This is a genomic window from Rhodoferax sp. P1_F3 (assembly GCF_056405715.1).
This window is the reverse complement of record NZ_JBFUBO010000012.1, coordinates 31,747-56,312: the sequence shown is the minus strand read 5'-3', so window position 1 is coordinate 56,312 and position 24,566 is coordinate 31,747. Positions and strand designations below refer to the sequence as shown.

Here is a 24,566-nt window from a genome sequence, read left to right as displayed (position 1 = left end):
GCCTAGCACCCCTCCGGGCGGGTGATCCATTGAAAAGAAGGGCTTAGACCCCTAAAATCAAACGATCACCCTAGGAGAACTCTATGGACGTTAGCAAAGCCAAGCCCGCACAAGTGCAAGCGGCCCAAGCCCTCAAGCGCACCGACGAGACCCAGCAAACCCAGCGACGCGAAACGCAGGCCAAGGCGCAAGCCCCTAAAAAGGCGGAAGAGCCCAAGCGCCCGGTGGTGAATGCCCAGGGGCAGACCACGGGACGGCTGCTCAACGTCAGCGCCTGAGCCACAACACTCGCTTGCAACCCGGGTAGACGGCCATGGTCGCCATCACCGCCACCAACAGCACGACACCGTCTTTGCAGGCGTCGCTGAGCATGGTGCGCCTGGAGCAGGCCAAGCGGGAGGCGGACACCGCCGAGGCCAAGGCAGAAAACCTGCGTGCCGAGGCCAACGATGCAGAACGCGACGCACAAGACCGCCAAGACAATGTGCGCGAGCTGAGCAGCAGCGCCAGCAAGCCTGCCGAGACCCCGGCCAGCAGCACGTACAGTGCTCCCACCAAGTCGAATTTCGTTGCTGTGCCCACGGCCACCCAGGATTTTCTGGTGCGCATGTACAAGGCCACCAGCCCACAGTTTGCCGCCAGCGGCAACCCTCTCAAGGACGACAGCAAGGCCGCCCCAGCCATCAACACGCTGGGCCAAGCCACGGGACGCATCGTCAACCTCAGCGTCTGACATCGTTATTATTTTTTTGCATAGTTTGCAAAAGAAGTGGCCTTGGACAGGTCGCCGCGGCACGCCTACATTGCGGGCCATGACGACAACCATAAGGAGCTTTCATGTCGCAAATCCACGCTAACCCGGCGTCCCCTGCACAAACCGCAGCCACTACCCATGCGCTGCCTTCCTACCTGCAGGCCGACCACCTCGGCCCCTGGGGCATTTACCTGCAACAGGTGGACCGCGTTACGCCCTACCTGGGCCACCTGGCGCGCTGGGCCGAAACCCTGAAGCGCCCCAAGCGCGCACTGATCGTGGACGTGCCTATCCAGCTGGACAACGGCACTGTGGCCCACTTTGAGGGCTACCGCGTGCAGCACAACACCTCGCGTGGCCCCGGCAAGGGCGGTGTGCGTTTTCACCAGGACGTAACGTTGTCGGAAGTGATGGCACTGTCGGCCTGGATGTCGATCAAGAACGCCGCGGTGAACGTGCCCTACGGCGGTGCCAAGGGCGGTATCCGTGTCGACCCCAAAACCCTGTCGCGTGGCGAGCTCGAGCGCCTGACGCGCCGCTACACCAGCGAGATCGGCATCATCATCGGACCCAACAAGGACATCCCTGCGCCTGACGTGAACACCAACGAGCAGATCATGGCGTGGATGATGGACACCTACTCCATGAACACCGGCTCTACCGCTACCGGCGTGGTGACAGGCAAGCCGATTGATCTGGGTGGTTCACTCGGTCGGCGCGAAGCCACCGGCCGCGGCGTGTACACCGTGGGCGTGGAAGCGGCGCAGCATATTGGTTTGGATATTTCCAAGGCACGCGTGGCCGTGCAAGGCTTCGGCAATGTGGGCGGTATCGCCGGCAAGCTGTTCGCCCAAGCCGGTGCCCGTGTCGTGGCCGTGCAAGACCATGGCGGCACCATTTACCAAGAGTCAGGCCTGGACGTACCGGCCCTGCTGGCCCACGTAGCGGCCCACGGCTCTGTGGCCGGGTTCACACCGGCCGAGGTGATTGCCAACGACGCATTCTGGGACGTGGACTGCGACATCCTGATCCCCGCGGCACTAGAGCAACAAATTACCAAGGCGAATGCCGGGCGCATCAAGGCAAAACTGGTGATTGAAGGCGCCAACGGCCCCACCACGCCCGAGGCCGATGACATCCTGCAAGAGCGCAACGTGCTGGTCTTGCCCGACGTGATTGCCAACGCCGGCGGCGTGACTGTGAGTTACTTTGAATGGGTGCAGGATTTCTCCAGCTTTTTCTGGAGCGAGGACGAGATCAATGCCCGTCTGGTGCGCATCATGAAGGAGGCATTTGCCGGCGTCTGGAATGTGGCGCAGGACCACAAGGTGAGCCTGCGCACCGCCACCTTCATCGTGGCCTGTAAGCGCATCTTGCATGCGCGCGAGTTGCGCGGCTTGTACCCCTGAGCAACGCCCCACGCAGTGGTGGAGCGACAAGCTCCGCTACTGCAGGGGCTCTTTGAGCGCTTCGGGGAGGGCAAAGGGCATCACATCAATGCCCTCCTCCACCAGCTCACGCGCTTCTTTTTCCGTGGTGCGGCCACGGATGCCACGTTCTTCGGCCTCGCCATAGTGCATCTTGCGCGCCTCCTCGGCAAACTGCGGCCCCACGTCGGTAGTGGTGGCCACCACGTGGCGCGCCATTGCCATCCATGCCGCAGCCAGGGCCGCATTGTGAGGCACGGTGGTCACTGCGTCACCGTGGGGCTTTTGGTCAACCGCCTGCTCTTGCTCTGCCGCAGGTGCGCGGGCGCCAGACAGGTTCAAACGTGGGGCACTGAGTTTTTTGACCACCGAAGGATCGCCACACACCGGGCATTGCACCAGCGCACGGGCGCACTGGGACACAAAATCGTCTTCCGACGCAAACCACCCTTCAAACGGGTGGCCTTGGGCGCAATGAAGGTCCAGAACTTTCATGGCCGTATTGTCCGCCCTCAGGGCATGGGCAGTGCCGCGCCCCATTGCAAAGGCCAGCTGCCTTGCAGGACTTGTTGCAACCACAGCGCACCCGTCAGAGTTTTGGCATCGGTGACCCGGCCCTGTTGGCACCACTGCAGCAGTTCTTCCAGCGTGGCGGTGAACACTTCCAGAAATTCACCCGCATCCAGCTTTGCAGCACCGGGCGTCAGGCCACGGGCAAACCAAATGTCAATGAATTCGGTGGAATACGCAATCGCCGGGCGCATCTGACCCGCGCGCGCCCATTCGGTGGCGGTGTAGCCGGTTTCCTCCAGCAGCTCGCGCTGGGCGCAGAACTGCACGGTCTCACCGGTATCCAGCTTGCCAGCCGGAAACTCCACCATCACCTGGCCAATGGGGTAGCGAAACTGGCGCTCCAGCACCACACGGATCTGGCCCGCATCGTCCTGCAGCAAGGGAATCACCATCACCGCACCGGGATGGACAAAGTATTCGCGGGTGGCAGAAGCACCGTCTGGCAAGGTAACGGTGTCGCGAAAGGCATGCAGGAATTTGCCTTTCAGAATTTCTTCGCTGGAGTGCGTGTGCTCACGCAGGTGGCTGTCGTCTTCCATAGAACGCGCTGGTGATCAGTCGCGCCGCTTGAGCAGGTAGCGATAGACAAAGCCCGGGAACGCAAACGTCATGAACAAGGCCCAGGTGATGGCAAAGAATTCCCAGCCCTGCGGAGTGATTTGCCCAGCGTGCTTTTCCAGACCCGCGCCCACCGCACCTGTCACGCCGTACCAGAGCAGCAACTCCAGCAAACGCAAGCCCAGCGACTTGCGCTGTGCCACAGGCAAAACGCCCATCAGTTTTTCGGTGAAGAACGGCAGGTTGGCACCCAACAGTGCCAACACCACCAACGCACCCACCGCGAAAGAATTGCCCATCAGCCGACTGCGACTTCAGGTGCCCAGCATCTGCTTGATGGACGCTGCACACAGCGCCATCAGCCCGCTGGGGAACAGACCCAACAGCAACACCAGGGCGCCGTTGATGCACAGCACCACGCGCACATCGGTCGGTGCACTCACGGTGGTGGCGGTAATGGGTTCATCAAAGTACATGACCTTGATGAGGCGCAGGTAGTAGAACGCACCGACCAGCGAGGTCAGCATGGCGAACACGGCCAATCCTAGGTAGAACGAATCACCCGAAGCGATCAAGGCTTGTAACACCGACAACTTGGCATAGAAGCCCACCATGGGGGGAATACCCGCCAAGGAGAACAAGGCAATGGCCATGATGGCGGCGTACAGAGGGCTGCGCTGGTTCAGACCGGCAAAGTCCGCAATTTCTTCACTCTCAAAACCTTCGCGCGAGAGCAGCAAAATCACGCCGAAGCTGGCCAGCGTGGTCAGCACATAGCTGATCACGTAGAACATGGCGGAACTGTAAGCATTGGCAGCCGGAGCAATATTGCCGTTGACCACACCCGACATCAGGCCCAACAACACAAAGCCGATCTGGGCAATGGTGGAAAAGGCCAGCATTCGCTTCACGTTGGTTTGTGCAATGGCGGCAAAGTTGCCGATCAGCAAAGACCCCACCGCCAGCACCATCAACATTTGCTGCCAATCACCCGCCAAAGGCAGCATGCCTTCGACCAGCAAGCGCATAACGATGGCAAATGCAGCCAACTTGGGCGCCGCACCAATCATCAGCGTCACCGCCGTGGGCGCGCCTTGGTACACGTCGGGAATCCACATGTGGAACGGCACGGCACCCAGTTTGAACGCCAGACCCGCCACGATAAAGACCAAACCGAACACCAGCACGCCGTGTTGGTACTTGCCGGAAGAAATAGCCCGGAACACTGCATTCACGTCCAACGAACCGGTGGCACCATAGAACATGGACATGCCGTACAGCAAGAAGCCAGACGCCATCGCACCCAGCACAAAGTACTTCATGGCGGCTTCAGTGGCGGTCGCGTTATCGCGGCGTAGGGCCACCAGCGCATAGCTGGACAGGGTCAGCAACTCCAGCCCCAGGTAGGTCACCAGGAAGTTGTTGCCGGAAATCATGACGAACATGCCCAACAAGGAAAACAGGCTGAGCGTGAACATCTCACCGCCGCGCAGCATGTCGCGCTGGCCAGCGTAGGGGCGGCCGTACACCAAGGTCACCATCACCGCCAGCGTGGCAAAGCACTTGAGCCAGTTGCCCATGGAGTCACTGACCACCATGTTGCCAAAGCCGTACACAGTTTGACTTACGCCCAGCCATGCTTGCGTAGCGCCCGTGCCAAGGCTTGCCTGCAACAACGCCACGACGGCTAACGTCAACAGGGTGAGTATGTAGGTGGCGCCGCGCAATGGCGTCTTGACACCCAAATCGGCGATGGCGATGACACAGGCCATCACCATGAGCACGATCTCGGGGTACACCGTGATCCAACTGAGTTTGTCAATCATCATTCGTCTCTCAATTCAGTCTGATCAGTTCAACTTGGACACTGCCACATGCTTGAGCAGCTGGGCCACCGAAGCATCCATGACATCGGTGAAGGGCTTGGGGTACAGGCCCATGTAAAGCACAGCGGCTGCCAGCAGCGCCAGCATCAGGAATTCACGCGCATTGATGTCCACCAGGGACTTCACATCGTCGTTGGTCACGGGGCCGAGGTACACCCGCTTGAACATCCACAGCGTGTAGGCCGCACCAAAGATCAAGGCGCTGGCGGCCGCAAAACCGATCCAGAAGTTGAACTTCACCGCACCCAGAATCACCATCCACTCGCCCACGAAACCAGCAGTTCCTGGTAGACCGCAGTTGGCCATGGAGAACAGCAGCGCAAACGCTGCGAACTTGGGCATGGTGTTGACCACACCGCCGTAGCTGGAAATTTCACGCGAGTGCACGCGGTCGTACAGCACGCCAATGGACAAGAACATCGCGCCGGACACAAAGCCGTGGGCAATCATTTGCACCAGACCACCGGCAACGCCGAGGTCGTTGAAGATAAAGAAACCCAGGGTCACAAAACCCATGTGTGCCACCGACGAGTACGCCACCAGCTTCTTCATGTCTTGCTGCACCATGGCCACCAGGCCCACGTACACCACCGCAATCAGAGACAGCGCGATCATGGTTGCACCCCATTCATGCGCCGCATCGGGCGCAATGGGCATGGAGAAGCGCAGGAATCCATAGGCGCCCAGCTTCAGCATGATCGCAGCCAGCACGGCGGAACCACCGGTCGGCGCTTCCACGTGCACATCGGGCAACCAGGTGTGCACTGGCCACATGGGAACCTTGACCGCAAACGCTGCAAAGAAAGCAAAGAACAGCAAAGTCTGAGGCGTACGACCCAAGGGCAGCGCATGCCAAGTAGCCAGATCAAAGCTGCCACCGGATTTGGTGTACAGGTAAATCAACGCCACCAGCATGAGCAAGGAGCCCATCAAGGTGTACAGGAAGAACTTGAAAGCCGCGTAAATCTTGTTCGGGCCACCCCAGATACCAATGATCAAGTACATCGGGATCAGCGTGGCTTCGAAGAACACATAGAACAGCAAGCCGTCCAGCGCCGTGAACACGCCAATCATCAGACCACTGAGGATCAGGAACGCGCCCATGTACTGGTTCACGCGCTGGGTAATGACTTCCCAGCCCGCAATCACCACCACCACATTGATGAAGGCGGTAAGTAGCACAAACCAGAAGGATATGCCATCCACGCCCAGGTGGTAATTGACGTTGAAGCGTTCAATCCAGCGGGCGTTTTCTACAAACTGCATGGCCGCCGATGCATTGTCGAACTGGCCATACAACGGCAACGTCACCAGCAAACTGACCGCGGACCCAATCAACGCGATCCAGCGCACCACACCGGCATGCTCATCGCGCCCGAACGCCAACAGCACCAGGCCGAAGGCAATAGGTGTCCAAATTGCAAGGCTCAACAAACCCATATTATTTTTCTCCTTAGCGGCCAAGCCATTGAACAACCATGGGCCATGTCACGAAGTAAGACATGATCAAGAACACGCCCAAAATCATGACCAGCGCGTAGTGGTACAGATAGCCGGATTGAACCTGGCGCACGAGACCCGAAATCCAGCCCACCAGCTTCCACGATCCGTTGACCACCGCACCATCGATGATGGCCTGGTCGCCCACCTTCCACAGCCCCATACCCAATCCGCGAGCGCCGCGGGCCAAGATGTTTTCGTTGATCCAGTCGAGGTAGTACTTGTTTTCCAACAAGTTAAAAATCGGCATCACGTTGCGCTTAATGGTGGCGGGAACCGCAGGGAACACCATGTACATCAGGTACGCCGTCACTACGCCTGCCAGTGCCAGCCAGAACGGCAAGGTCGTGAAGGCATGCATGGCCATTTGCAGCGGGCCATGGAAGGCATGGGCCAGCTCTTCCATCGCAGGGTGCTTCTCCAGGTCGACGGCTATCACGCCTTTGAAGAAATCGCCAAACAGCATGGGCTGGATGGTCAGGTAGCCGATCAACACCGAGGGAATAGCCAACAACACCAGCGGAACGGTCACAACCCAAGGGGATTCGTGCGGATGGTGGTCATGGTGATCGCCATGGTCCCCATGGTGGTCGTCGTGGTGTGCATCCGGGTTCTGGTCAAAACGCTCTTTGCCATGGAACACCAGGAAGTACATGCGGAAGGAATAGAACGCGGTGACAAACACACCTGCGAGCACCGCGAACGAAGCAAAACCGGCACCCGGCAGATGGCTTTCGTGCACCGCTTCAATGATGCTGTCCTTGGAGTAAAAACCGGCGAACAGCGGCGTGCCGATCAGGGCCAGAGATCCCAGCAAGGACGTGATCCAGGTGATGGGCATGTACTTGCGCAAGCCACCCATCCAGCGGATGTCTTGGTTGTGGTGCACACCCATGATGACCGAGCCCGCGGCAAGGAACAACAGAGCCTTGAAGAAGGCGTGCGTCATCAGGTGGAACACCGCCACGGAATAGGCCGAGGCACCGAGCGCCACCGTCATGTAACCCAGCTGTGACAGCGTGGAGTACGCGACCACGCGCTTGATGTCGTTCTGGATGATGCCCAAAAAGCCCATGAACAAGGCAGTGATGGCACCAATCACAAGGATGAAGTTCAACGCCGTATCGCTCAATTCAAACAGGGGCGACATACGCGCCACCATGAAGATACCGGCGGTCACCATGGTCGCGGCGTGGATCAGCGCGGAGATGGGTGTGGGGCCTTCCATGGAGTCTGGCAACCACACATGCAATGGGAATTGGGCCGATTTACCCATGGCACCGATGAACAGGCAAATGCAGATCACGGTGATCAGCATCCAGTCGGTTCCGGGGAAAGACAGCTGCGCCAGCGCATCTGCCTTGGCAAAGACTTCCGCATAGTTCAGCGTCCCGCCAAAGGCCACGATGAGGCCAATACCGAGGATGAATCCGAAGTCACCCACGCGGTTGACCAGAAAGGCCTTCATGTTGGCGAAGATGGCGGTCGGCTTGTTGAACCAGAAACCGATCAGCAGATAGGACACCAGGCCCACAGCCTCCCAGCCAAAGAACAGCTGCAGCAGGTTGTTGCTCATCACCAGCATCAGCATGGCAAAGGTGAACAGGGAGATGTAGGCGAAGAAGCGGTTGTAGCCTTCGTCCTCTTCCATGTAGCCCACGGTGTAAAGGTGCACCATCAGCGACACAAAGGTCACGACGCACATCATCATCGCGGTGAGGCCATCGACCAGAAAGCCGACCTCCATTTTCAAGCCACCGACCACCATCCAGGTGTAGAGGGTTTCGCTGAACCGGGCACCATCCAGTGCCACGGACTTCAAGGTGGCAGCCGACAAAACAAAGGCTATCAGCACACCCAAAATGGTCAGTGTGTGACTCAGCTTGCGGCCAATCCAGTTACCGCCAAAGCGGGTACCAAACACACCGGCGAGCAACGAGCCCACCAGGGGTGCCAGGGGAACGGCCAGCAGCGTAGAAGCAGAAAGGGTTTGACTCATTTCGATTAGCCCTTCAGCGTATTGAGTTCATCGACGCTGATACTGGACTTGTTGCGGAACAACAGAACCAGAATGGCCAAGCCAATGGCTGACTCGGCGGCCGCCACGGTCAGAATGAAGAACACGAAGATTTGTCCGTGCATGTCGTGCAGGTAATGCGAGAACGCCACAAAGTTGGTATTGACAGCCAGCAGCATCAATTCGATGGCCATCAACAACACAATCAGGTTGCGACGGTTCAAGAAAATGCCAACCACCGACAGCGCGAACAACATCGCGCCCAACGACAGGAAATGTCCTAAGGTCAAGGTCATACTTTGGTCTCCGCTTGCGACTCACCCACTTCAGGGGCTAGGGCTGCTTGGGTTGCGGCCATCTTCACCACGGTCATCCGGTCGCGTGACATCACGCGCACCTGGTCGCCGGGGCTCACATACTTGCTGTCCTTGCGGGTACGCAGGGTCAGAGCGATAGCCGCGATCACGGCAACCAACAAAATCGCGGCCGCAACTTCCAGCGGCAGCAGGTACTGGGTGTAGAGCAACTTGCCCAGTTCTTTGGTATTGGACGCGCCAGCCACCGCCGCGGCATTCGCAGCTTGGGGGTCATCCACCACACGAAAGCCACCCATCAGTACAGCGGCCATTTCGAGGGAAATCACAACCCCCACCAGAGCGGCAAGGGGAAAATGCTTCCAGAAACCAATGCGAAGATTCTCCACATTAATGTCCATCATCATCACCACAAACAGGAACAACACCATCACCGCCCCAACGTACACCAGCACCAGCGTGATGGACAAAAATTCCGCCTTCAACAGCATCCACACCATGGCCGCTTGAAAGAAGGTCAGCACCAAAAACAGCGCTGCGTGGACAGGGTTGCGTGCCGTAATCACCCGGAAGGCTGCAAACAGCAGCACGGCCGAGAACACATAGAAAAGACCGGTCGTAACACTCATGATTCAAACACTTTCTTGCGACGGATCAGCGGTACTTGGCATCTGCCTGTTTGGCAGCGGCAATTTCGGTTTCGTAACGATCGCCCACCGCCAGCAGCATCTCTTTGGTGAAGTACAGATCACCACGCTTCTCGCCGTGGTATTCCAGAATATGCGTTTCCACGATCGAATCCACAGGGCAGCTTTCTTCGCAAAAGCCACAAAAGATGCACTTGGTGAGATCGATGTCGTAGCGAGTCGTGCGGCGCGAGCCATCGCTGCGCACATCCGACTCGATGGTGATCGCCATGGCGGGGCACACCGCTTCACACAACTTGCAGGCGATACAGCGTTCTTCACCATTTTCATAACGGCGCAGCGCGTGAAGACCGCGGAAGCGGGGAGACAGCGGTGTCTTCTCCTCAGGAAACTGCACCGTGATCTTGCGTCGGAACATATAGCGGCCTGTCAAGGCCAAGCCCTTGAACAGCTCGATCAAAAGAAAGCTGGACAGGAAATCCCACAAGGAGAAGGCGGGCGAAGGTGTACGGGTCAAAGCAGTCGTTGTCATGTGTGGTTCCTTCAGGGCCAGATGTTGAAGGACGTTTGCATCCAAGCGCCTACTACCAGCAACCAAACCAGCGTAACCGGGATAAACACCTTCCAACCCAGACGCATGATCTGGTCATAGCGGAAGCGAGGGAACGTGGCACGAACCCAGATAAACAGGCTGACCACGGAGAAAGTCTTGAGGCCCAACCAGATCCAGCCGGGTATGAAGTCCAGCGCAGCCAGTGGCGACAACCAGCCGCCGAGGAACATCACCGTGGCGAGGATGGAGATCAGCCACATGTTGACGTATTCAGCGAGATAGAACATCGCGAACGACATGCCAGAGTACTCGACCATGTGGCCGGCCACGATTTCGGCTTCGCCTTCGACCACGTCAAATGGGTGACGATTGGTCTCGGCCAGTCCCGAGATGAAATAGACAACGAAAACAGGCAGCAGCGGCAACCAGTTCCACGAGAGGATGCCCAAGCCCTTGTCAGCCATCATGCCCTTGCCTTGGCCCAGCACAATGTCGGTCATGTTCATGCTGCCGGAAATCATCAGCACGATCACCAAGCAGAATCCCATGGAGATCTCATAGCTGACCATCTGCGCCGAAGCACGCATGGCACCCAGGAACGAATACTTGGAGTTGGAGGCCCAGCCAGCGACGACAACCCCATACACTTCCAAGGAAGTAATGGCCATCAGAAACAGCAAACCTGCATTGATATTTGCCAGCACCGCATCCGGACCAAACGGCACCACCGCCCAAGCCGCGAGTGCCGGCATGATCGTCAAAATGGGGCCGATGAAAAACAAACCCTTGCTGGCGTTTGTTGGCGTCAGGATCTCTTTGGTCAGCAGCTTGAGCGCATCGGCAATTGGTTGAAGGAGGCCCAAAGGCCCGACGCGGTTAGGACCGACACGGACCTGCATCCAGCCCAGAAACTTGCGCTCCCACAGGGTCAGGTACGCCACGAGCCCCATGAGCGGCAGCAACACCACAACAATCTTGATCAGCACCCACAGAACGGGCCATGCCACGCTGGTCCACCATGCTGCGGCCAGCAAGCCCAGGCCGGCGTTGTAAATCGTGTCGATCATGACAAAACCTCTTCCACAGATGGGGTCGCAGACCGGGCATCGGCCGTGAGCTGCAGAGATGTCGCGCGACGCACGGTACCGTCCAGCTGGTAAATCGACGCCACCACGGGGTCTTCTCCCTGCGAAGACACATCGACAGGACCGCGGTAGGCATTGCTCAAGCGTGCGGCCGGCACGAACTCGGGCACCGCTGCAGCGTCAGAGTGCAGGCTCTTCAGCACGTCTTGCGACGATTCAAAGTCAAACCCGGACAGGCCCATGAGGTTGGCGAGCACGCGCAGCACCTTCCAGGCGGGACGTGTCTCACCCAAGGGCTTGACCACCGCATGAAAACTCTGCACGCGCCCTTCCGCATTCACAAACGTACCCGAAGTTTCAGTGAACGGTGCAATCGGCAACAACACGTCGCTGAACGCCATATTGGCCTTGAAAGGGCTCAACGTGACCACCATCTCAGCCTTGGAAATACCTTGCGCGGCGGCGGCACCCGCGGCGCTGTCGTAGACCGGTTCGGTGTTGAGCAACAACGCGGCTTTCAGACCGCCAGCCAGCATTTGGCCAGCGTGCACACCATTGCCTTGCGGCACGGCGCCAGCGATCTGGGCGCCCACGGTATTGGCGGCTTCCGTCAGGTAGCCCACGGTGGCACCCACTTGCTCACCAATCCAGTTGGCCAAACTCAGCAGGCTGCTGGCTTTGGCGTGGTGTGCGGCGGCATTGCCCAGCAAGATAGCCTTGCGCTCGCCCGAGATCAGCGACAAGGCAATCGCCTTGGCCTGAACACTGGCGGTTCCGGAAGCGGGCGCTGAAACGCCCTTCTCTGCAGCTACGGCGGTGGCAATGTCGGCCAGGGATTGCACCCAGGCAGACGCAGGCACTTGCACGCTGTGCGTCACGGGCAACGCCCAGTCAGGGGTGCTGGAAGTGATGGCGCTGACCACACCACCGACTTTGGTAGCTTGGCGAATGCGCTGGGCGAACAGGGGATGGTCTTTACGGAGGTTGGAACCTACAACCAGAACTCGCTGCAGCTGTGACAAAGAAGCGATGCTGGTACCCAGGTAGCGCACACCTTCGGTGGCCACAAACTCGGCATTGCGCAAGCGGTAGTCGATGCTGTCGCTACCCAGGCCGCGCACCAAGGCACCGGCCAAATGCAGTTCTTCCAGGGTGCTATGGGGGCTGACCAAGGCGCCGATCGACGCAGCGCCGTGGTTAGCCTTGATTTGCTTCAACCCATTGGCCACGTATTCCAGGGCGGTTTGCCAGTCCACGCTCTTCCACTCACCGCCCTGCTTGAGCATGGGTGTGGTCAAACGTTCGTCGCTATTGAGCGCTTCGTAAGAGAAACGGTCGCGGTCGGCAATCCAGCATTCGTTCACCGCTTCATTTTCCAACGGCACCACGCGCAGAACCTTGTGGTTCTTGACCTGAACAATCAGGTTGGAACCTGTGGAGTCATGTGGACTGACCGACTTGCGGCGCGACAACTCCCAAGTGCGGGCGCTGTATCGGAAGGGTTTGCTGGTCAAGGCACCCACGGGGCAAATGTCAATCATGTTGCCCGACAGCTCGGAGTCCACCGAGTCACCGATGAAGGTTTCGATTTCGGCATGTTCACCGCGGTGCGACATGCCCAGCTCCATCACACCAGCCACTTCCTGACCGAAACGCACGCAGCGTGTGCAATGGATGCAACGGCTCATCTCTTCCATAGAGATCAGCGGCCCCACGTCCTTGTGGAACACCACACGTTTTTCTTCTTCGTAGCGCGAGGAGGAACCGCCATAGCCCACGGCCAAATCCTGCAACTGGCATTCGCCACCCTGGTCGCAAATCGGGCAATCCAGAGGATGGTTGATCAGCAGGAATTCCATGACCGACTTTTGGGCCTTGATGGCCTTGTCGCTCTTGGTACGCACGATCATGCCCTGGGTCACTGGCGTGGCGCAGGCAGGCATGGGTTTGGGCATCTTTTCCACGTCCACGAGGCACATGCGGCAGTTCGCCGCAATGCTCAATTTCTTGTGGTAGCAGAAGTGGGGAATGTAGGTGCCCGCTTTGTCGGCGGCATGCATGATCATGCTGCCTTCAACAATGTCCACCTTCTTGCCGTCGAGTTCGATTTCAATCATCTTGGGCTTTGCTTAAACGTGGGCCGCAACCATGCTGGTCTTGTGCTCTACGAGGTACTCAAATTCGTGCCGGAAGTGTTTGATCATGGCGCGCACCGGCATGGCCGCAGCGTCGCCCAAGGCGCAAATCGTGCGCCCCATGATGTTCTCGGCCACGTTGTCCAGCAGCGCCATATCGCTGGGACGGCCTTGGCCGTCCACAATGCGGTCCACCATGCGTGAGAGCCAACCCGTGCCTTCGCGACAGGGCGTGCACTGGCCGCAGGACTCGTGCATGTAAAAGTAGCTCAAGCGTTGCAAGGCCGTAACCATGCAACGGGTTTCATCCATCACGATGACCGCACCCGAGCCCAGCATGGAGCCTGCCTTGGCAATCGAGTCGTAGTCCATGGTGCATTCCATCATGATGGAAGCGGGCAACACAGGCGAGGAAGATCCACCGGGGATCACGGCCTTTAGCGCCTTGCCACCTTTGACGCCACCAGCCAACTCCAGCAGCTTGGCAAACGGCGTGCCCATGGGGATTTCGTAATTGCCGGGGCGCTCCACATCTCCACTGATGGAGTAGATCTTGGTGCCGCCGTTGTTGGGCTTGCCGCATTCCAGGTAGGCCTGACCACCGTTGCGGATGATCCATGGAACCGCCGCAAAGGTCTCGGTGTTGTTGATCGTGGTGGGCTTGCCGTAGAGGCCAAAACTGGCCGGAAACGGTGGCTTGAAACGTGGCTGGCCTTTTTTGCCTTCCAGCGACTCCAGCAAGGCGGTCTCTTCACCGCAGATATAGGCGCCAAAACCGTGGGCCGCATGCAACTGGAAGCTGAAATTGCTGCCCTGGATGTTGTTGCCCAGCAGGCCTGCGGCGCGGGCTTCTTCCAAGGCTTCTTCAAAGCGCTCATAGGCCGAGAAGATTTCACCGTGGATGTAGTTGTAGCCGACCGTGATGCCCATGGCATATGCCGCAATCGCCATGCCCTCGATTACGATGTGCGGGTTGAACTGCAGGATGTCGCGGTCCTTGCAGGTACCGGGCTCACCCTCGTCGGAGTTGCAGACCAAGTACTTCTGCCCCGGAAATTGGCGGGGCATAAAGCTCCACTTCAATCCCGTGGGAAAACCAGCACCGCCGCGTCCACGCAGTGAAGATTCTTTGACCGTGGCAATCACCTGGTCTTGCGTCAGGCCTTCACCGCCATCTTTACCCAGGATTTTGCGCAGGGCCTGGTAGCCGCCGCGCGCTTCGTAGTCTTTCAGGCGCCAGTTGTTGCCGTTCAGGCCTGCATAAATTTGGGGGTTGATGTGGCGATCGTGGAAGCAGGTTTGCACGCCGGTGGCGCGAAACTGGGAGAGAAGGTTCTCAACGGTCATCACTTGCCCTCCGTGGCGCGCAGGCCATCCACCAACTGGTCCAGCTTGTCGTTGCTCATGAAGCTGCACATGGTGCGGTCATTCACCAGCATCACGGGCGAATCAGCGCAAGCGCCCAAGCATTCGCTCTGCTGCAGAGTGAACATGCCGTCGGCCGTAGTCTCGCCCATGTGGATCCCGAGCTTGTGCTCCAGGTGGTGCAAGGCCTTTTGGCCATCGCGCAACTGGCACGGCAGGTTGGTGCATACGTTCAGCTTGAACTTGCCCACCGGACGCTGGTTGTACATGTTGTAGAAAGTCGTGACTTCGTGCACCGCCATGGGTGCCATGCCCAAATGGGCCGCAATCACTTTTTCACTTTCCGCACTCACAAAGCCCAGCTCCTGCTGAACGATGGACAGGCAAGCCATCACGGCAGACTGCTTTTGATCGGCGGGGTATTTGGCCACTTCACGGTCGAAGCGCGCCTTGGTAGCGTCAGAGATCATCGGTCAATCTCTCCAAAAACAATGTCCATGGTGCCGATGATGGACACCGCATCCGCAATCATGTGACCGCTGGCCATTTCGTTCAGACCGGCCAGATGGGCAAAGCCCGGTGGGCGGATCTTCAGCCGATAAGGTTTGTTGGCACCATCACTCACGATGTAGATACCGAACTCGCCCTTGGGGTGTTCCACGGCGGCGTAGGCCTCGCCTTCGGGCACGCGGAAACCTTCGGTGAACAGCTTGAAATGGTGGATCAGCTCCTCCATGCTGCTTTTCATGGATTCACGTGAAGGCGGCGCCACCTTGTGGTTGTCCGTGATCACGGGGCCGGGGTTGGCCTTGAGCCAGTCCACACACTGCTTGATGATGTGGTTGGACTGCTTCATCTCTTCCATACGCACCAGGTAGCGGTCGTACACGTCGCCCGTCTTGCCCACGGGGATGTCAAAGTCCAGCTTGTCGTACACCTCATAGGGCTGCTTCTTGCGCAGGTCCCAGGCAATGCCGGAACCGCGCAGCATGGGGCCCGTAAAGCCCAAGTTCAGCGCGCGTTCGGGTGTCACCACACCGATGTTCACGGTGCGCTGCTTCCAGATACGGTTTTCGGTCAGCAGCGTGTGGTATTCCGCCAAGCAGGCAGGGAAACGCTGCGTGAAGTCCTCAATGAAGTCCAGTAACGACCCTCGGCGGTTTTTGTTCAGCTCGGCTACACCTTTGGCATTGCGAATTTTGCTCGCCTTGAACTGGGGCATGGTGTCAGGCAAGTCGCGGTACACGCCACCAGGACGGAAGTAGGCGGCGTGCATGCGGGCGCCACTGGCGGCCTCATACATGTCAAACAGGTCCTCGCGCTCGCGGAAGGTGTAAATCAGGATGGTGGAACTGCCGCAGTCATTGCCATGCGAGCCCAGCCACATCAGGTGGTTCAACAGGCGGGTGATTTCAGCAAACATCACACGGATGTACTGCGCACGCACTGGCACCTCAATGCCCAGTAGCTTTTCAATGGCCAAGCAGTAGGCGTGCTCGTTGCACATCATGGACACATAGTCCAGGCGGTCCATGTAGGGCAACGCCTGGATATAGGTCTTGGTCTCGGCCAGCTTTTCAGTGGCACGGTGCAGCAGGCCAATGTGGGGATCAGCGCGCTGGATCACCTCACCGTCCAGCTCCAGCACCAGGCGCAAAACGCCGTGTGCCGCAGGGTGCTGCGGTCCAAAGTTCAGAGTGTAGTTCTTGATTTCAGCCATGCATTCAACTGCTTATTGCAGGCCTCCGTAATTGTCTTCCCGGATGATGCGGGGCGTGATCTCGCGCGTCTCGATCGTCACTGGCTGGTACACCACGCGGGCCTGCTCGGCATCGAAACGCATTTCAACATGCCCGGTGGTGGGAAAGTCTTTGCGAAAAGGATGGCCGATGAAACCGTAGTCGGTCAGGATGCGGCGCAGGTCGTTGTGGCCTTCAAAAACGATGCCAAACAAATCGAAAGCTTCGCGCTCGAACCAATTAGCCGAGTTCCAGATATCGTTGACGGATGCCACCGCAGGCATGTCGTCGTCAGGCGCAAACACCTTCAAACGCAGGCGCTGGTTCAGGCTCACGGACAGCAGATGACTGACGACCGCATAGCGTGGGCCCTCATAGGCGCCGTCTTTGTACTCGGAGTAGTCCACGCCGCATAGGTCCAACAGCTGCTCGAATTTGCAGCCAGGCGCATCGCGCAAGGCCAGCGCGGCTACTTGGTAATCGGCCGCAGACACGATCACCTGGACTTCACCCAGCGCGATGGAAATATGTTTGGCTTTGTCACCCAACGCTGCCTGAACAGCGGCCTGAATCGTTTCAGGACGAACGGAATAAACAGTCATGGGGCTCCTCAGGCGCGCGCAATGGTTTCAGTGCGGCGAATCTTTTGCTGCAATTGCAAAATGCCGTACACCAGCGCTTCGGCGGTGGGGGGGCAGCCAGGCACATAGACATCGACCGGCACAATGCGGTCACAGCCACGTACAACCGAATAACTGTAGTGGTAATAGCCACCACCATTGGCACACGAACCCATGCTGATAACCCAGCGCGGCTCGGACATCTGGTCATACACCTTGCGCAAGGCGGGTGCCATCTTGTTGCAGAGGGTGCCGGCCACGATCATCAAATCGGACTGGCGCGGGCTGGCACGAAATACTTCGGAGCCAAAGCGGCTCAGGTCATAGCGGGCGGCCGCTGCGTGCATCATTTCCACGGCGCAGCAAGCCAGGCCGAAGGTCATGGGCCAGATGGAGCCGGTTTTGGCCCAGTTCATCACCGAGTCGTAGCTCGTGGTGACAAAACCCTCTTTCAAAACACCTTCAATCATTGCTTACTCCCAGTCCAAGGCGCCTTTTTTCCACATGTACACGAAGCCAATGGTCAAAACGGCCACAAACTCCGCGCCAATCAAAAACCCGAAGAAGCCAATCTCTTTGAGAGACACAGCCCACGGGAATAGGAAAGCGGTTTCCAAGTCAAACAAAATGAACAGGATGGCTACCAGGTAGTAGCGCACGTCGAACTTCATGCGGGCATCTTCAAATGCCTCGAAGCCACATTCGTAAGGGGAGTTCTTCGCGGGGTCGGGGCGGTTGGGGCCGAGAATGTAGCCCAGCACCTGGGGGACTACACCGACGCCAATACCGACCAAGATGAACAGGAGAACGGGGAGATATTGATCGAGGTTCATCTTGAGATTCTGATCACCGTGATTGGCGCGCCCAAGAATACATCTGAACGCGCTGATTTTTGCTGGTGCCTTCGGCGAGACTCGAACTCGCACAGCTTTCGCCACTACCACCTCAAGATAGCGTGTCTACCAATTTCACCACGAAGGCGGCTCTCAGTTGGTGAATTTGCGTGAGGAACCTTGCGGCATTTGCTTATTCACCAGCCCTAGAGTTTACCCTGAATTTACCCTGCCACTGGCAGGGACAAGGCATTTAAACAGCCATTTACTTGGCTGGAATCTGCGCGGCGCCAGAGGCGGGTGCAGCAGGTGCAGATTCAGCGGCAGCGGGCGCTGCTGCAGGCGCAACGACGGCTGCGCCTTCGAGCACGGAACCCGAGCTGGCAGGACGCAGATTGCCGAAATAGGCCAGCGCCAAGGTGCAAACGAAAAACACGGTGGCCAGCACTGCGGTGGTGCGCGACAGGAAGTTGGCACTGCCACTGGCGCCGAACAGGCTGCCCGAACCGCCGCTGCCAAATGCCGCGCCCATGTCAGCGCCCTTGCCGTGTTGCACCAAAATCAGGCCGATCATGCCCAGGGCCGACAACATTTGAACCGTCAAAATAATCGTGACTACGATGTTCATAACTAACTCCTCAATTTAAAAAATCTGCGCAGCGTCAAACCGCTGCGGCGATGATGGACAGGAAGTCCGGCGCCTTCAACGAGGCACCACCTACCAGCCCACCGTCAATGTCTGCCTGACCCAACAACTGGGCGGCGTTGGCTGCATTCATGCTGCCGCCGTACAGAATCTGCACGCGGTCCGAATGTTCCGTGGCGGCATGCAACTGGGCACGCAACACCGCATGCACCTGCTGCGCCTGCTCGGGACTGGCTGTTTTGCCGGTACCAATGGCCCACACAGGCTCATACGCCACCACGATCTCGCTAATGCAATGGCCGTTGGTGTGGATCACAGCAGCCAGTTGGCGTTTGACCACCTCTTCGGTCAACCCAGCTTCGCGCTCCTGCAGCGTCTCGCCCACACACACGATGGGCGTGATGCCAGCGGCCAAGGCCTTTTGGGCTTTGTTGGCCACGACAGCATCGGTCTCGCCATGGCACTGGCGGCGCTCGGAATGGCCCACGATGGCATAGCGCACGCCCAAGTCTCGCAACATGCCCGCAGACACCTCACCCGTATAGGCACCGACATCGTAGGCCGACACATCTTGCGCGCCCACGGCAATCGCCGAACCCTTCACCAAGGCACCCACCTCTGCCAAATACGGCGCAGGCACGCACACGGCAATGTCGCAAGCCGCCTGGCCCACTCCGGCCAGCAACTGCTGCACCAGCGCAGCGTTGGCGACCGTGGAGCCGTTCATCTTCCAGTTGCCTGCAATCAATTTCTTTTTCATGCTGCATCCCACTTCAAAACAATTTTGCCAACGTGCTGGTTGCTCTCCATCAGCGCATGGGCTTTCGCCCCATCGGCTGGGGCAAACACGCTGTGAATCACCGCCTTGATACGCCCGGCAACCAGCAAAGGCCAGACCACGCGCAAGCACGAAGCCGCAATCGCCGCCTTGAATGCCACGGGCCGCGCACGCAAGGTGGAACCCGTGATGGTCAGCCGCTTGCGCAGCACCAACCCGGCGTTGATCTCGCTCTGCACACCGCCCTGCACCGCGATGATGACCAGTCGACCATCGTCTGCAAGACACTGCACTTCCTTGGCCACATAGCCGCCTGCCACCATGTCCAGCACCACATCCACACCACGCCCCTGCGTGAGGCGCAAGGCCTCCGCCTGGAAGTCTTGGGTTTTGTAGTTGATGGCATGGTCGGCACCCAGTGCCAGGCAAGCCGCACACTTCTCGTCGCTACCCGCCGTCGCAATCACCGTGGCACCCAGGGCCTTGGCCAGCTGGATGGCGGTGACGCCAATACCGCTGGTCCCACCCTGCACTAGCAAGGTTTCCCCGGCTTGCAGACGGCCTCGGTCGAACACATTGCTCCACACGGTGAACAACGTCTCGGGCAGGCTCGCCGCTTCCACATCGCTCCAGCCTGCGGGCACCGGCAGGCACTGGCCTACAGGCGCTACGCAAAACTCGGCATAACCACCACCGGCCACCAGCGCACAGACACGGTCACCGAGCTGAAAGCCAGCAGCCTGCATGGCTTGGGCGTCGCCCGACACGATGGTGCCTGCCACTTCCAGCCCCGGAAGGTCGGAAGCGCCTGCGGGCGCCGGGTAGTGCCCGGCACGCTGCAGCACGTCAGGCCGGTTGATACCGCTGGCTGTTACACGAATGCACACCTCCCCCACGCCCGCAACAGGCGCAGGACGGTCCACCAGACGCAAAACGTCGGGTGGACCGAAGGACGAGATTTCGACAGCTTTCATAGCCAAATCAACCGGTAGCCCCCGTGCTTATTGCGCGAGCAGCTACCAATTCAATAGCAAGGTGAATTAACCTTGCTCGCCGTTTTGGGCGGGACGGTCCAGCAGTGCCTTCATGGACAGCTTGATGCGGCCCTTTTCATCGGTCTCCATGACCTTGACCTTGACGATCTGGCCTTCGGACAGGTAGTCCGTAACCTTTTCGACGCGCTCGTGGGCGATCTGGCTGATGTGCAGCAGACCGTCCTTGCCAGGCAACAGGTTCACCAAGGCACCGAAGTCCAGGATCTTGGTGATCGGGCCTTCGTAGACCTTGCCGATTTCGACTTCAGCCGTGATCTGCTCGATGCGGCGCTTGGCTTCTTCAGCCTTGGCTGGATCGGCGGACGCGATGGTGATGGTGCCGTCTTCGTCGATGTTGATTTGCGTGCCGGTTTCTTCGGTCAGCGCACGGATCACGGAGCCGCCCTTGCCGATCACGTCACGGATCTTCTCGGGGTTGATCTTCATCGTGAACAGGCGAGGCGCGAAGTTGGACACTTCGGTCTTGGCTTCGGCCATGGCCTCTTGCATCACACCCAGAATGTGCATGCGCGCTTCTTTGGCCTGGGCCAAAGCAACTTGCATGATTTCCTTGGTGATGCCCTGGATCTTGATGTCCATCTGCAGCGCGGTAATACCGTTGGTGGTACCAGCGACCTTGAAGTCCATATCGCCCAGGTGATCTTCGTCACCCAGGATGTCGGTCAACACGGCGAAGCGGTTGTCGTCCTTGATCAGGCCCATGGCGATACCCGCCACGTGCGCCTTCAAAGGCACGCCAGCGTCCATCAGCGACAGGCAGCCGCCGCAGACGGAAGCCATCGACGAAGAGCCATTGGATTCAGTGATTTCCGACACCACACGCATGGTGTAGGGGAACTCTTCTTTAGTAGGCAGCACGGCAACGAGTGCGCGCTTGGCCAGACGGCCGTGGCCGATTTCGCGGCGCTTGGGCGTGCCCACGCGACCGGTTTCGCCGGTGGCGAACGGAGGCATGTTGTAGTGCAGCATGAAGCGGTCTTCGTAGTCGCCGCTCAGCGCGTCGATACGTTGGGCATCGCGCTCGGTACCCAGGGTGGCAACCACCAGGGCCTGGGTTTCGCCGCGTGTGAACAGGGCGGAACCGTGGGTGCGGGGCAGCACGCCGTTGCGGATTTCAATCGCGCGCACGGTGCGGGTGTCGCGGCCATCGATACGGGGTTCGCCGGCCAGAATCTGGCTGCGTACGATCTTGGCTTCGATGTCGAACAGCAGACCTTCCACAGCCACGTTGTCGAATGCAGCGCCGTCGGCCTTCAGGGCGGACATGACTTCAGCGTAGGCAGAGCGGCAGGCTTGGGTACGGGCTTGCTTGTTGCGGATTTGGTAAGCAGCAACCAGCTTGTCCTTGGCCAGGCCGTCGATCTTGGCGATCAGGGCTTCGTCCTTGGCGGGGGCTTTCCAATCCCACACGGGCTTGCCGGCTTCGCGCACCAACTCGTGGATCGCGTTGATGGCAATGGCGCCTTGTTCGTGACCATAAACCACGCCACCAAGCATGATTTCTTCGGACAGCTGCTGGGCTTCAGATTCGACCATCAGCACAGCGGCTTCGGTACCAGCAACGACCAGATCCATGATGGAGTCTTTGCGCTGGGTTTGGCCGGGGTTCAACACGTATTCGCCATTGATGTAACCCACGCGGGCTGCACCGATGGGGCCGTTGAACGGCACGCCAGACACGGACAGCGCGGCGCTGACAGCGATCATGGCGGCAATGTCGGCGTCCACTTCAGGGTTCAACGACACGGTGTGGATCACCACATGCACTTCGTTGAAGAAACCTTCGGGGAACAGAGGACGGATGGGGCGGTCAATCAGGCGGCTGGTCAGCGTTTCAAATTCGCTGGGGCGGCCTTCGCGCTTGAAGAAGCTGCCGGGGATCTTGCCAGCGGCGTAGGACTTTTCCAGGTAGTCCACGGTCAAGGGGAAGAAGTCTTGGCCGGGCTTGCCTTCAGTCTTGGCGACCACAGTGGCCAGCACCACGGTACCGTCCATGTCCAGCAGCACAGCGCCGGTGGACTGGCGTGCAATTTCGCCGGTTTCCATGGTGACCGTGTGTTGGCCCCATTGGAAGGTCTTGGTAACTTTGTTGAAAATACTCATGTCTTATCTCCTGTGAGTTAGGGGTCATGTTTGGGAGGTTTGGGCCACCTCACCCGAGCCCGGAGCCAACATCACAGTCCACGATGCCATTCCAGAAAAACTCCGGCGTAGACCGGAATCGCTTTGGAATGACACAGCTTCGCTCTGTTTTTGCCGTCTCCGAAGTAAAAAACGCCTGAGCTAGTGACCTAACTCAGGCGCTTCACATTCGTGGGACCGATTACTTACGCAGACCCAGCTTGGCGATCAAAGCAATGTAGCGGTCAGCGTCTTTGCTCTTCAGGTAGTCCAGCAGCTTGCGGCGACGGCTCACCATGCGCAGCAGACCGCGGCGACCGTGATGGTCCTTGGCGTGGGTCTTGAAGTGGGGGGTCAGTTCGTTGATACGGGCGGTCAGCAAAGCCACTTGGACTTCGGGGCTGCCGGTATCGCCAGCTTGACGTGCGTTGTCTTTGACAACAGCGGCTTTGATGCTAGATGCAATCATGTGTTTTCCTGATGTTTTGGGACTGCACGCTAGGCGCCGTCCCGGTTTGTACAACTTGCGCCAACAGCTGGAACTGCCACTGGCGTGCGCCCTGCCGAATGCAAAGCCGCTCGATTATAACCCGGTCGCATCAGGGACGCACCATCTTGCAGCTGGTGGCCTGCTCGGCCGCCGCTGCGGGCACGGTTTTCACTACGCGAAATCCGTAGCCCGAGCCTTCCACGTCAAATTTGACGCCCGGCGTACCCTGGCGTTCCATCATGCCCACCACCAGGGTTTGCTGGAATTGGTGATCGGCCGCGCGCATGGTTCCGGTTTGACCACTAAAAGTGATGTTAGCCCTTTCCAGCTGTGCGGCGACAGCTACCATATCGATAGCACCATTGGCACCCGCCCCGCCCTGCTTGCCGGCGGCCTCCAGGCTCTGGGCCAGCGCTTCCACCAACAACTGCATGCGCATATGCACATAGTCGTCTTCGGGCTTGGGGTAGCGCACGCGAAAGGACTTGTAAAACGCCTCGCTGGCCGCGGTCTGCACATTGGGCAGCCAGTCGGCCACGGCCACCACCTTGCCAATGCCCGCGTCGCCAATCGCAGCCGGGGCGCCTAGGGCGTTGCCATAGAAGGTGTAGAACTTGCCGTCAAAGCCCACGTCCTTGGCGGCTTTGATGAGCAGGCTCAGGTCATTGCCAAAGTTGCCCGTGATTACGGCGCCCGCACCGCTGGCCTTGATCTTGGTGGCGTAGGGCAAAAAGTCTTTCACACGGCCCAAGGGGTGCAGCTCGTCGCCCACCACCTGCACGTCGGGGCGCTGCACGCCCAGTTGGCGACGGGCTTCGCGCGCCACCGACTGGCCGAAGCTGTAGTCCTGGCCAATGATGTAGACGCTCTTCAAAGCCTTGTCGTCCTTGAGCACGTCCATGAGCGCGGCCATGCGCATGTCGGAGTGCGCATCAAAGCGGAAGTGCCAGAAGCTGCATTTCTCATTGGTCAGATCGGGCAGTACGGCCGCGTAGTTAAGGAACAGCACGCGCCGCGCCGGGTCACGCTCGTTGTGTTTGTTGATGGCGTCGATCAGTGAGGCCGCCACGCCCGAAGAATTGCCCTGCAGGATGATGCGTGCACCGCCATCGATGGCCGAGCGCAGCGCAGACAGCGCCTCTTCGGTCTGGCCCTTGCTGTCAAAACGCTCCAGTTGCAGCATCTGGTTGCCACCAGCGTTGGCGGGCAGCTTCACACCACCGCGTGCGTTCACACGCTCTACGGCCCAGACAAAGTTGCGAAACGCGGCTTCACCACCGTTGGCGTTGGCGCCGCTAAAGCCTTCGATGACGGCAATCTTGATAGCCGCGGGGGTTTGGGCGATGACGCTGGCGACCGACAAAACGGAGGCAAATAGCGCTGTTGCGCCCAATTTCAAGACCTGGCGGGAAAGAATAAACATGGGGAGATTTCTCTTGAAATGAGAGGGAAAGCGCTCAGCTTGGGTAC

Annotated in this window: 26 protein-coding genes and 1 tRNA gene; 3 read left to right on the top strand and 24 right to left on the bottom strand. The window is 59.0% G+C overall.

Features of this window, described 5'->3' with window-relative positions:
* Nucleotides 1–83 precede the first annotated feature (83 nt).
* From AC1DZ5_RS17955 to AC1DZ5_RS17945, 3 genes are all read left to right on the top strand, one after another.
* Nucleotides 84–278 (top strand): hypothetical protein, encoded by a 195-nt coding sequence (locus AC1DZ5_RS17955; protein ID WP_477891527.1) that lies wholly within the window; start codon nucleotides 84–86, stop codon nucleotides 276–278.
* A gap of 35 nt (nucleotides 279–313) precedes the next feature.
* On the top strand, nucleotides 314–733 hold the full coding sequence (locus AC1DZ5_RS17950) for a hypothetical protein (RefSeq protein WP_477891525.1): 420 nt from the start codon (nucleotides 314–316) through the stop codon (nucleotides 731–733).
* Nucleotides 734–837: 104 nt separating this feature from the next.
* On the top strand, nucleotides 838–2,163 hold the full coding sequence (locus AC1DZ5_RS17945) for a Glu/Leu/Phe/Val family dehydrogenase (RefSeq protein ID WP_477891523.1): 1,326 nt from the start codon (nucleotides 838–840) through the stop codon (nucleotides 2,161–2,163).
* A 36-nt stretch (nucleotides 2,164–2,199) separates the two neighbouring features.
* On the opposite strand, the gene AC1DZ5_RS17940 is transcribed toward AC1DZ5_RS17945, so the two are convergent.
* From AC1DZ5_RS17940 to AC1DZ5_RS17825, 24 genes are all read right to left on the bottom strand, one after another.
* Nucleotides 2,200–2,676, bottom strand: a complete 477-nt coding sequence (locus AC1DZ5_RS17940) for a DUF1178 family protein (protein ID WP_477891521.1) — start codon at nucleotides 2,674–2,676, stop codon at nucleotides 2,200–2,202.
* A gap of 17 nt (nucleotides 2,677–2,693) precedes the next feature.
* Complete coding sequence (locus AC1DZ5_RS17935) at nucleotides 2,694–3,293, bottom strand: NUDIX domain-containing protein (protein ID WP_477891519.1); 600 nt, start codon at nucleotides 3,291–3,293, stop codon at nucleotides 2,694–2,696.
* 15 nt (nucleotides 3,294–3,308) lie between these two features.
* The gene (locus AC1DZ5_RS17930; protein ID WP_477891517.1) at nucleotides 3,309–3,611 is read right to left on the bottom strand and encodes a DUF2818 family protein; all 303 of its coding nucleotides are present in this window, start codon (nucleotides 3,609–3,611) and stop codon (nucleotides 3,309–3,311) included.
* A 15-nt stretch (nucleotides 3,612–3,626) separates the two neighbouring features.
* Complete coding sequence (nuoN, locus tag AC1DZ5_RS17925; RefSeq protein WP_477891515.1) at nucleotides 3,627–5,138, bottom strand: NADH-quinone oxidoreductase subunit NuoN; 1,512 nt, start codon at nucleotides 5,136–5,138, stop codon at nucleotides 3,627–3,629.
* A gap of 24 nt (nucleotides 5,139–5,162) precedes the next feature.
* Nucleotides 5,163–6,638: an NADH-quinone oxidoreductase subunit M gene (locus tag AC1DZ5_RS17920; RefSeq protein WP_477891513.1), complete on the bottom strand. Its 1,476-nt coding sequence runs from the start codon at nucleotides 6,636–6,638 to the stop codon at nucleotides 5,163–5,165.
* A gap of 13 nt (nucleotides 6,639–6,651) precedes the next feature.
* Nucleotides 6,652–8,697 carry an NADH-quinone oxidoreductase subunit L gene (gene nuoL, locus AC1DZ5_RS17915; protein WP_477891511.1) on the bottom strand — a complete coding sequence of 682 codons (2,046 nt, stop codon included), beginning with the start codon at nucleotides 8,695–8,697 and terminating at the stop codon, nucleotides 6,652–6,654.
* A gap of 5 nt (nucleotides 8,698–8,702) precedes the next feature.
* The gene (gene nuoK / locus AC1DZ5_RS17910; protein WP_138514852.1) at nucleotides 8,703–9,011 is read right to left on the bottom strand and encodes an NADH-quinone oxidoreductase subunit NuoK; all 309 of its coding nucleotides are present in this window, start codon (nucleotides 9,009–9,011) and stop codon (nucleotides 8,703–8,705) included.
* Nucleotides 9,008–9,658 (bottom strand): NADH-quinone oxidoreductase subunit J, encoded by a 651-nt coding sequence (locus tag AC1DZ5_RS17905; protein WP_477891509.1) that lies wholly within the window; start codon nucleotides 9,656–9,658, stop codon nucleotides 9,008–9,010. Before AC1DZ5_RS17905 ends, nuoK begins: the two co-directional genes overlap by 4 nt.
* A gap of 25 nt (nucleotides 9,659–9,683) precedes the next feature.
* Nucleotides 9,684–10,208 (bottom strand): NADH-quinone oxidoreductase subunit NuoI, encoded by a 525-nt coding sequence (gene nuoI, locus AC1DZ5_RS17900; protein WP_477891507.1) that lies wholly within the window; start codon nucleotides 10,206–10,208, stop codon nucleotides 9,684–9,686.
* Nucleotides 10,209–10,219: 11 nt separating this feature from the next.
* Complete coding sequence (nuoH, locus tag AC1DZ5_RS17895; RefSeq protein WP_477891505.1) at nucleotides 10,220–11,296, bottom strand: NADH-quinone oxidoreductase subunit NuoH; 1,077 nt, start codon at nucleotides 11,294–11,296, stop codon at nucleotides 10,220–10,222.
* A complete protein-coding gene (gene nuoG, locus AC1DZ5_RS17890) occupies nucleotides 11,293–13,431 on the bottom strand; it encodes an NADH-quinone oxidoreductase subunit NuoG (protein WP_477891503.1) in 2,139 nt (712 codons plus the stop codon). The genes nuoH and nuoG overlap by 4 nt, the downstream gene beginning before the upstream one ends.
* Before the next feature lie 12 nt (nucleotides 13,432–13,443).
* Nucleotides 13,444–14,796, bottom strand: a complete 1,353-nt coding sequence (nuoF, locus tag AC1DZ5_RS17885) for an NADH-quinone oxidoreductase subunit NuoF (protein ID WP_477891501.1) — start codon at nucleotides 14,794–14,796, stop codon at nucleotides 13,444–13,446.
* Complete coding sequence (gene nuoE / locus AC1DZ5_RS17880) at nucleotides 14,796–15,284, bottom strand: NADH-quinone oxidoreductase subunit NuoE (RefSeq protein WP_477891499.1); 489 nt, start codon at nucleotides 15,282–15,284, stop codon at nucleotides 14,796–14,798. The genes nuoF and nuoE overlap by 1 nt, the downstream gene beginning before the upstream one ends.
* The gene (locus tag AC1DZ5_RS17875) at nucleotides 15,281–16,534 is read right to left on the bottom strand and encodes an NADH-quinone oxidoreductase subunit D (RefSeq protein WP_477891497.1); all 1,254 of its coding nucleotides are present in this window, start codon (nucleotides 16,532–16,534) and stop codon (nucleotides 15,281–15,283) included. Before AC1DZ5_RS17875 ends, nuoE begins: the two co-directional genes overlap by 4 nt.
* A 12-nt stretch (nucleotides 16,535–16,546) precedes the next feature.
* The gene (locus tag AC1DZ5_RS17870; RefSeq protein ID WP_477891495.1) at nucleotides 16,547–17,155 is read right to left on the bottom strand and encodes an NADH-quinone oxidoreductase subunit C; all 609 of its coding nucleotides are present in this window, start codon (nucleotides 17,153–17,155) and stop codon (nucleotides 16,547–16,549) included.
* Nucleotides 17,156–17,163: 8 nt separating this feature from the next.
* On the bottom strand, nucleotides 17,164–17,643 hold the full coding sequence (locus tag AC1DZ5_RS17865) for a NuoB/complex I 20 kDa subunit family protein (protein ID WP_094478019.1): 480 nt from the start codon (nucleotides 17,641–17,643) through the stop codon (nucleotides 17,164–17,166).
* A 3-nt stretch (nucleotides 17,644–17,646) separates the two neighbouring features.
* Nucleotides 17,647–18,006: an NADH-quinone oxidoreductase subunit A gene (locus AC1DZ5_RS17860; RefSeq protein WP_310344383.1), complete on the bottom strand. Its 360-nt coding sequence runs from the start codon at nucleotides 18,004–18,006 to the stop codon at nucleotides 17,647–17,649.
* 63 nt (nucleotides 18,007–18,069) lie between these two features.
* Nucleotides 18,070–18,154: transfer RNA gene (locus AC1DZ5_RS17855), tRNA-Leu, on the bottom strand.
* A 117-nt stretch (nucleotides 18,155–18,271) separates the two neighbouring features.
* Nucleotides 18,272–18,634: a preprotein translocase subunit SecG gene (gene secG, locus AC1DZ5_RS17850; RefSeq protein ID WP_310344209.1), complete on the bottom strand. Its 363-nt coding sequence runs from the start codon at nucleotides 18,632–18,634 to the stop codon at nucleotides 18,272–18,274.
* A gap of 34 nt (nucleotides 18,635–18,668) precedes the next feature.
* Nucleotides 18,669–19,412, bottom strand: coding sequence for a triose-phosphate isomerase (tpiA, locus tag AC1DZ5_RS17845; protein WP_477891492.1), 744 nt, complete (start codon nucleotides 19,410–19,412; stop codon nucleotides 18,669–18,671).
* Complete coding sequence (locus tag AC1DZ5_RS17840; protein WP_477891490.1) at nucleotides 19,409–20,404, bottom strand: NAD(P)H-quinone oxidoreductase; 996 nt, start codon at nucleotides 20,402–20,404, stop codon at nucleotides 19,409–19,411. The genes tpiA and AC1DZ5_RS17840 overlap by 4 nt, the downstream gene beginning before the upstream one ends.
* A gap of 66 nt (nucleotides 20,405–20,470) precedes the next feature.
* Nucleotides 20,471–22,588 carry a polyribonucleotide nucleotidyltransferase gene (gene pnp / locus AC1DZ5_RS17835; protein ID WP_477891488.1) on the bottom strand — a complete coding sequence of 706 codons (2,118 nt, stop codon included), beginning with the start codon at nucleotides 22,586–22,588 and terminating at the stop codon, nucleotides 20,471–20,473.
* Between the two features lie 220 nt (nucleotides 22,589–22,808).
* Nucleotides 22,809–23,075 carry a 30S ribosomal protein S15 gene (gene rpsO / locus AC1DZ5_RS17830; RefSeq protein ID WP_477891486.1) on the bottom strand — a complete coding sequence of 89 codons (267 nt, stop codon included), beginning with the start codon at nucleotides 23,073–23,075 and terminating at the stop codon, nucleotides 22,809–22,811.
* A 130-nt stretch (nucleotides 23,076–23,205) separates the two neighbouring features.
* A complete protein-coding gene (locus tag AC1DZ5_RS17825; RefSeq protein WP_477891484.1) occupies nucleotides 23,206–24,519 on the bottom strand; it encodes a branched-chain amino acid ABC transporter substrate-binding protein in 1,314 nt (437 codons plus the stop codon).
* Nucleotides 24,520–24,566 lie beyond the last annotated feature (47 nt).

Bases quoted from the DNA above. Each gene is read 5' to 3' on its own strand.
- nuoG (WP_477891503.1), bottom strand. From the start codon at position 13,431: ATGATTGAAATCGAACTCGACGGCAAGAAGGTGGACATTGTTGAAGGC.
- AC1DZ5_RS17930 (WP_477891517.1), bottom strand. From the start codon at position 3,611: ATGGGCAATTCTTTCGCGGTGGGTGCGTTGGTGGTGTTGGCACTGTTG.
- nuoE (WP_477891499.1), bottom strand. From the start codon at position 15,284: ATGATCTCTGACGCTACCAAGGCGCGCTTCGACCGTGAAGTGGCCAAA.
- tpiA (WP_477891492.1), bottom strand. From the start codon at position 19,412: ATGAAAAAGAAATTGATTGCAGGCAACTGGAAGATGAACGGCTCCACG.
- AC1DZ5_RS17875 (WP_477891497.1), bottom strand. From the start codon at position 16,534: ATGGCTGAAATCAAGAACTACACTCTGAACTTTGGACCGCAGCACCCT.
- AC1DZ5_RS17920 (WP_477891513.1), bottom strand. From the start codon at position 6,638: ATGGGTTTGTTGAGCCTTGCAATTTGGACACCTATTGCCTTCGGCCTG.
- AC1DZ5_RS17945 (WP_477891523.1), top strand. From the start codon at position 838: ATGTCGCAAATCCACGCTAACCCGGCGTCCCCTGCACAAACCGCAGCC.
- AC1DZ5_RS17940 (WP_477891521.1), bottom strand. From the start codon at position 2,676: ATGAAAGTTCTGGACCTTCATTGCGCCCAAGGCCACCCGTTTGAAGGG.
- nuoK (WP_138514852.1), bottom strand. From the start codon at position 9,011: ATGACCTTGACCTTAGGACATTTCCTGTCGTTGGGCGCGATGTTGTTC.
- rpsO (WP_477891486.1), bottom strand. From the start codon at position 23,075: ATGATTGCATCTAGCATCAAAGCCGCTGTTGTCAAAGACAACGCACGT.
- AC1DZ5_RS17860 (WP_310344383.1), bottom strand. From the start codon at position 18,006: ATGAACCTCGATCAATATCTCCCCGTTCTCCTGTTCATCTTGGTCGGT.
- AC1DZ5_RS17935 (WP_477891519.1), bottom strand. From the start codon at position 3,293: ATGGAAGACGACAGCCACCTGCGTGAGCACACGCACTCCAGCGAAGAA.
- nuoH (WP_477891505.1), bottom strand. From the start codon at position 11,296: ATGATCGACACGATTTACAACGCCGGCCTGGGCTTGCTGGCCGCAGCA.
- secG (WP_310344209.1), bottom strand. From the start codon at position 18,634: ATGAACATCGTAGTCACGATTATTTTGACGGTTCAAATGTTGTCGGCC.
- AC1DZ5_RS17950 (WP_477891525.1), top strand. From the start codon at position 314: ATGGTCGCCATCACCGCCACCAACAGCACGACACCGTCTTTGCAGGCG.
- AC1DZ5_RS17840 (WP_477891490.1), bottom strand. From the start codon at position 20,404: ATGAAAGCTGTCGAAATCTCGTCCTTCGGTCCACCCGACGTTTTGCGT.
- nuoL (WP_477891511.1), bottom strand. From the start codon at position 8,697: ATGAGTCAAACCCTTTCTGCTTCTACGCTGCTGGCCGTTCCCCTGGCA.
- nuoI (WP_477891507.1), bottom strand. From the start codon at position 10,208: ATGACAACGACTGCTTTGACCCGTACACCTTCGCCCGCCTTCTCCTTG.
- AC1DZ5_RS17905 (WP_477891509.1), bottom strand. From the start codon at position 9,658: ATGAGTGTTACGACCGGTCTTTTCTATGTGTTCTCGGCCGTGCTGCTG.
- AC1DZ5_RS17955 (WP_477891527.1), top strand. From the start codon at position 84: ATGGACGTTAGCAAAGCCAAGCCCGCACAAGTGCAAGCGGCCCAAGCC.
- pnp (WP_477891488.1), bottom strand. From the start codon at position 22,588: ATGAGTATTTTCAACAAAGTTACCAAGACCTTCCAATGGGGCCAACAC.
- AC1DZ5_RS17825 (WP_477891484.1), bottom strand. From the start codon at position 24,519: ATGTTTATTCTTTCCCGCCAGGTCTTGAAATTGGGCGCAACAGCGCTA.
- nuoF (WP_477891501.1), bottom strand. From the start codon at position 14,796: ATGACCGTTGAGAACCTTCTCTCCCAGTTTCGCGCCACCGGCGTGCAA.
- AC1DZ5_RS17865 (WP_094478019.1), bottom strand. From the start codon at position 17,643: ATGATTGAAGGTGTTTTGAAAGAGGGTTTTGTCACCACGAGCTACGAC.
- AC1DZ5_RS17870 (WP_477891495.1), bottom strand. From the start codon at position 17,155: ATGACTGTTTATTCCGTTCGTCCTGAAACGATTCAGGCCGCTGTTCAG.
- nuoN (WP_477891515.1), bottom strand. From the start codon at position 5,138: ATGATTGACAAACTCAGTTGGATCACGGTGTACCCCGAGATCGTGCTC.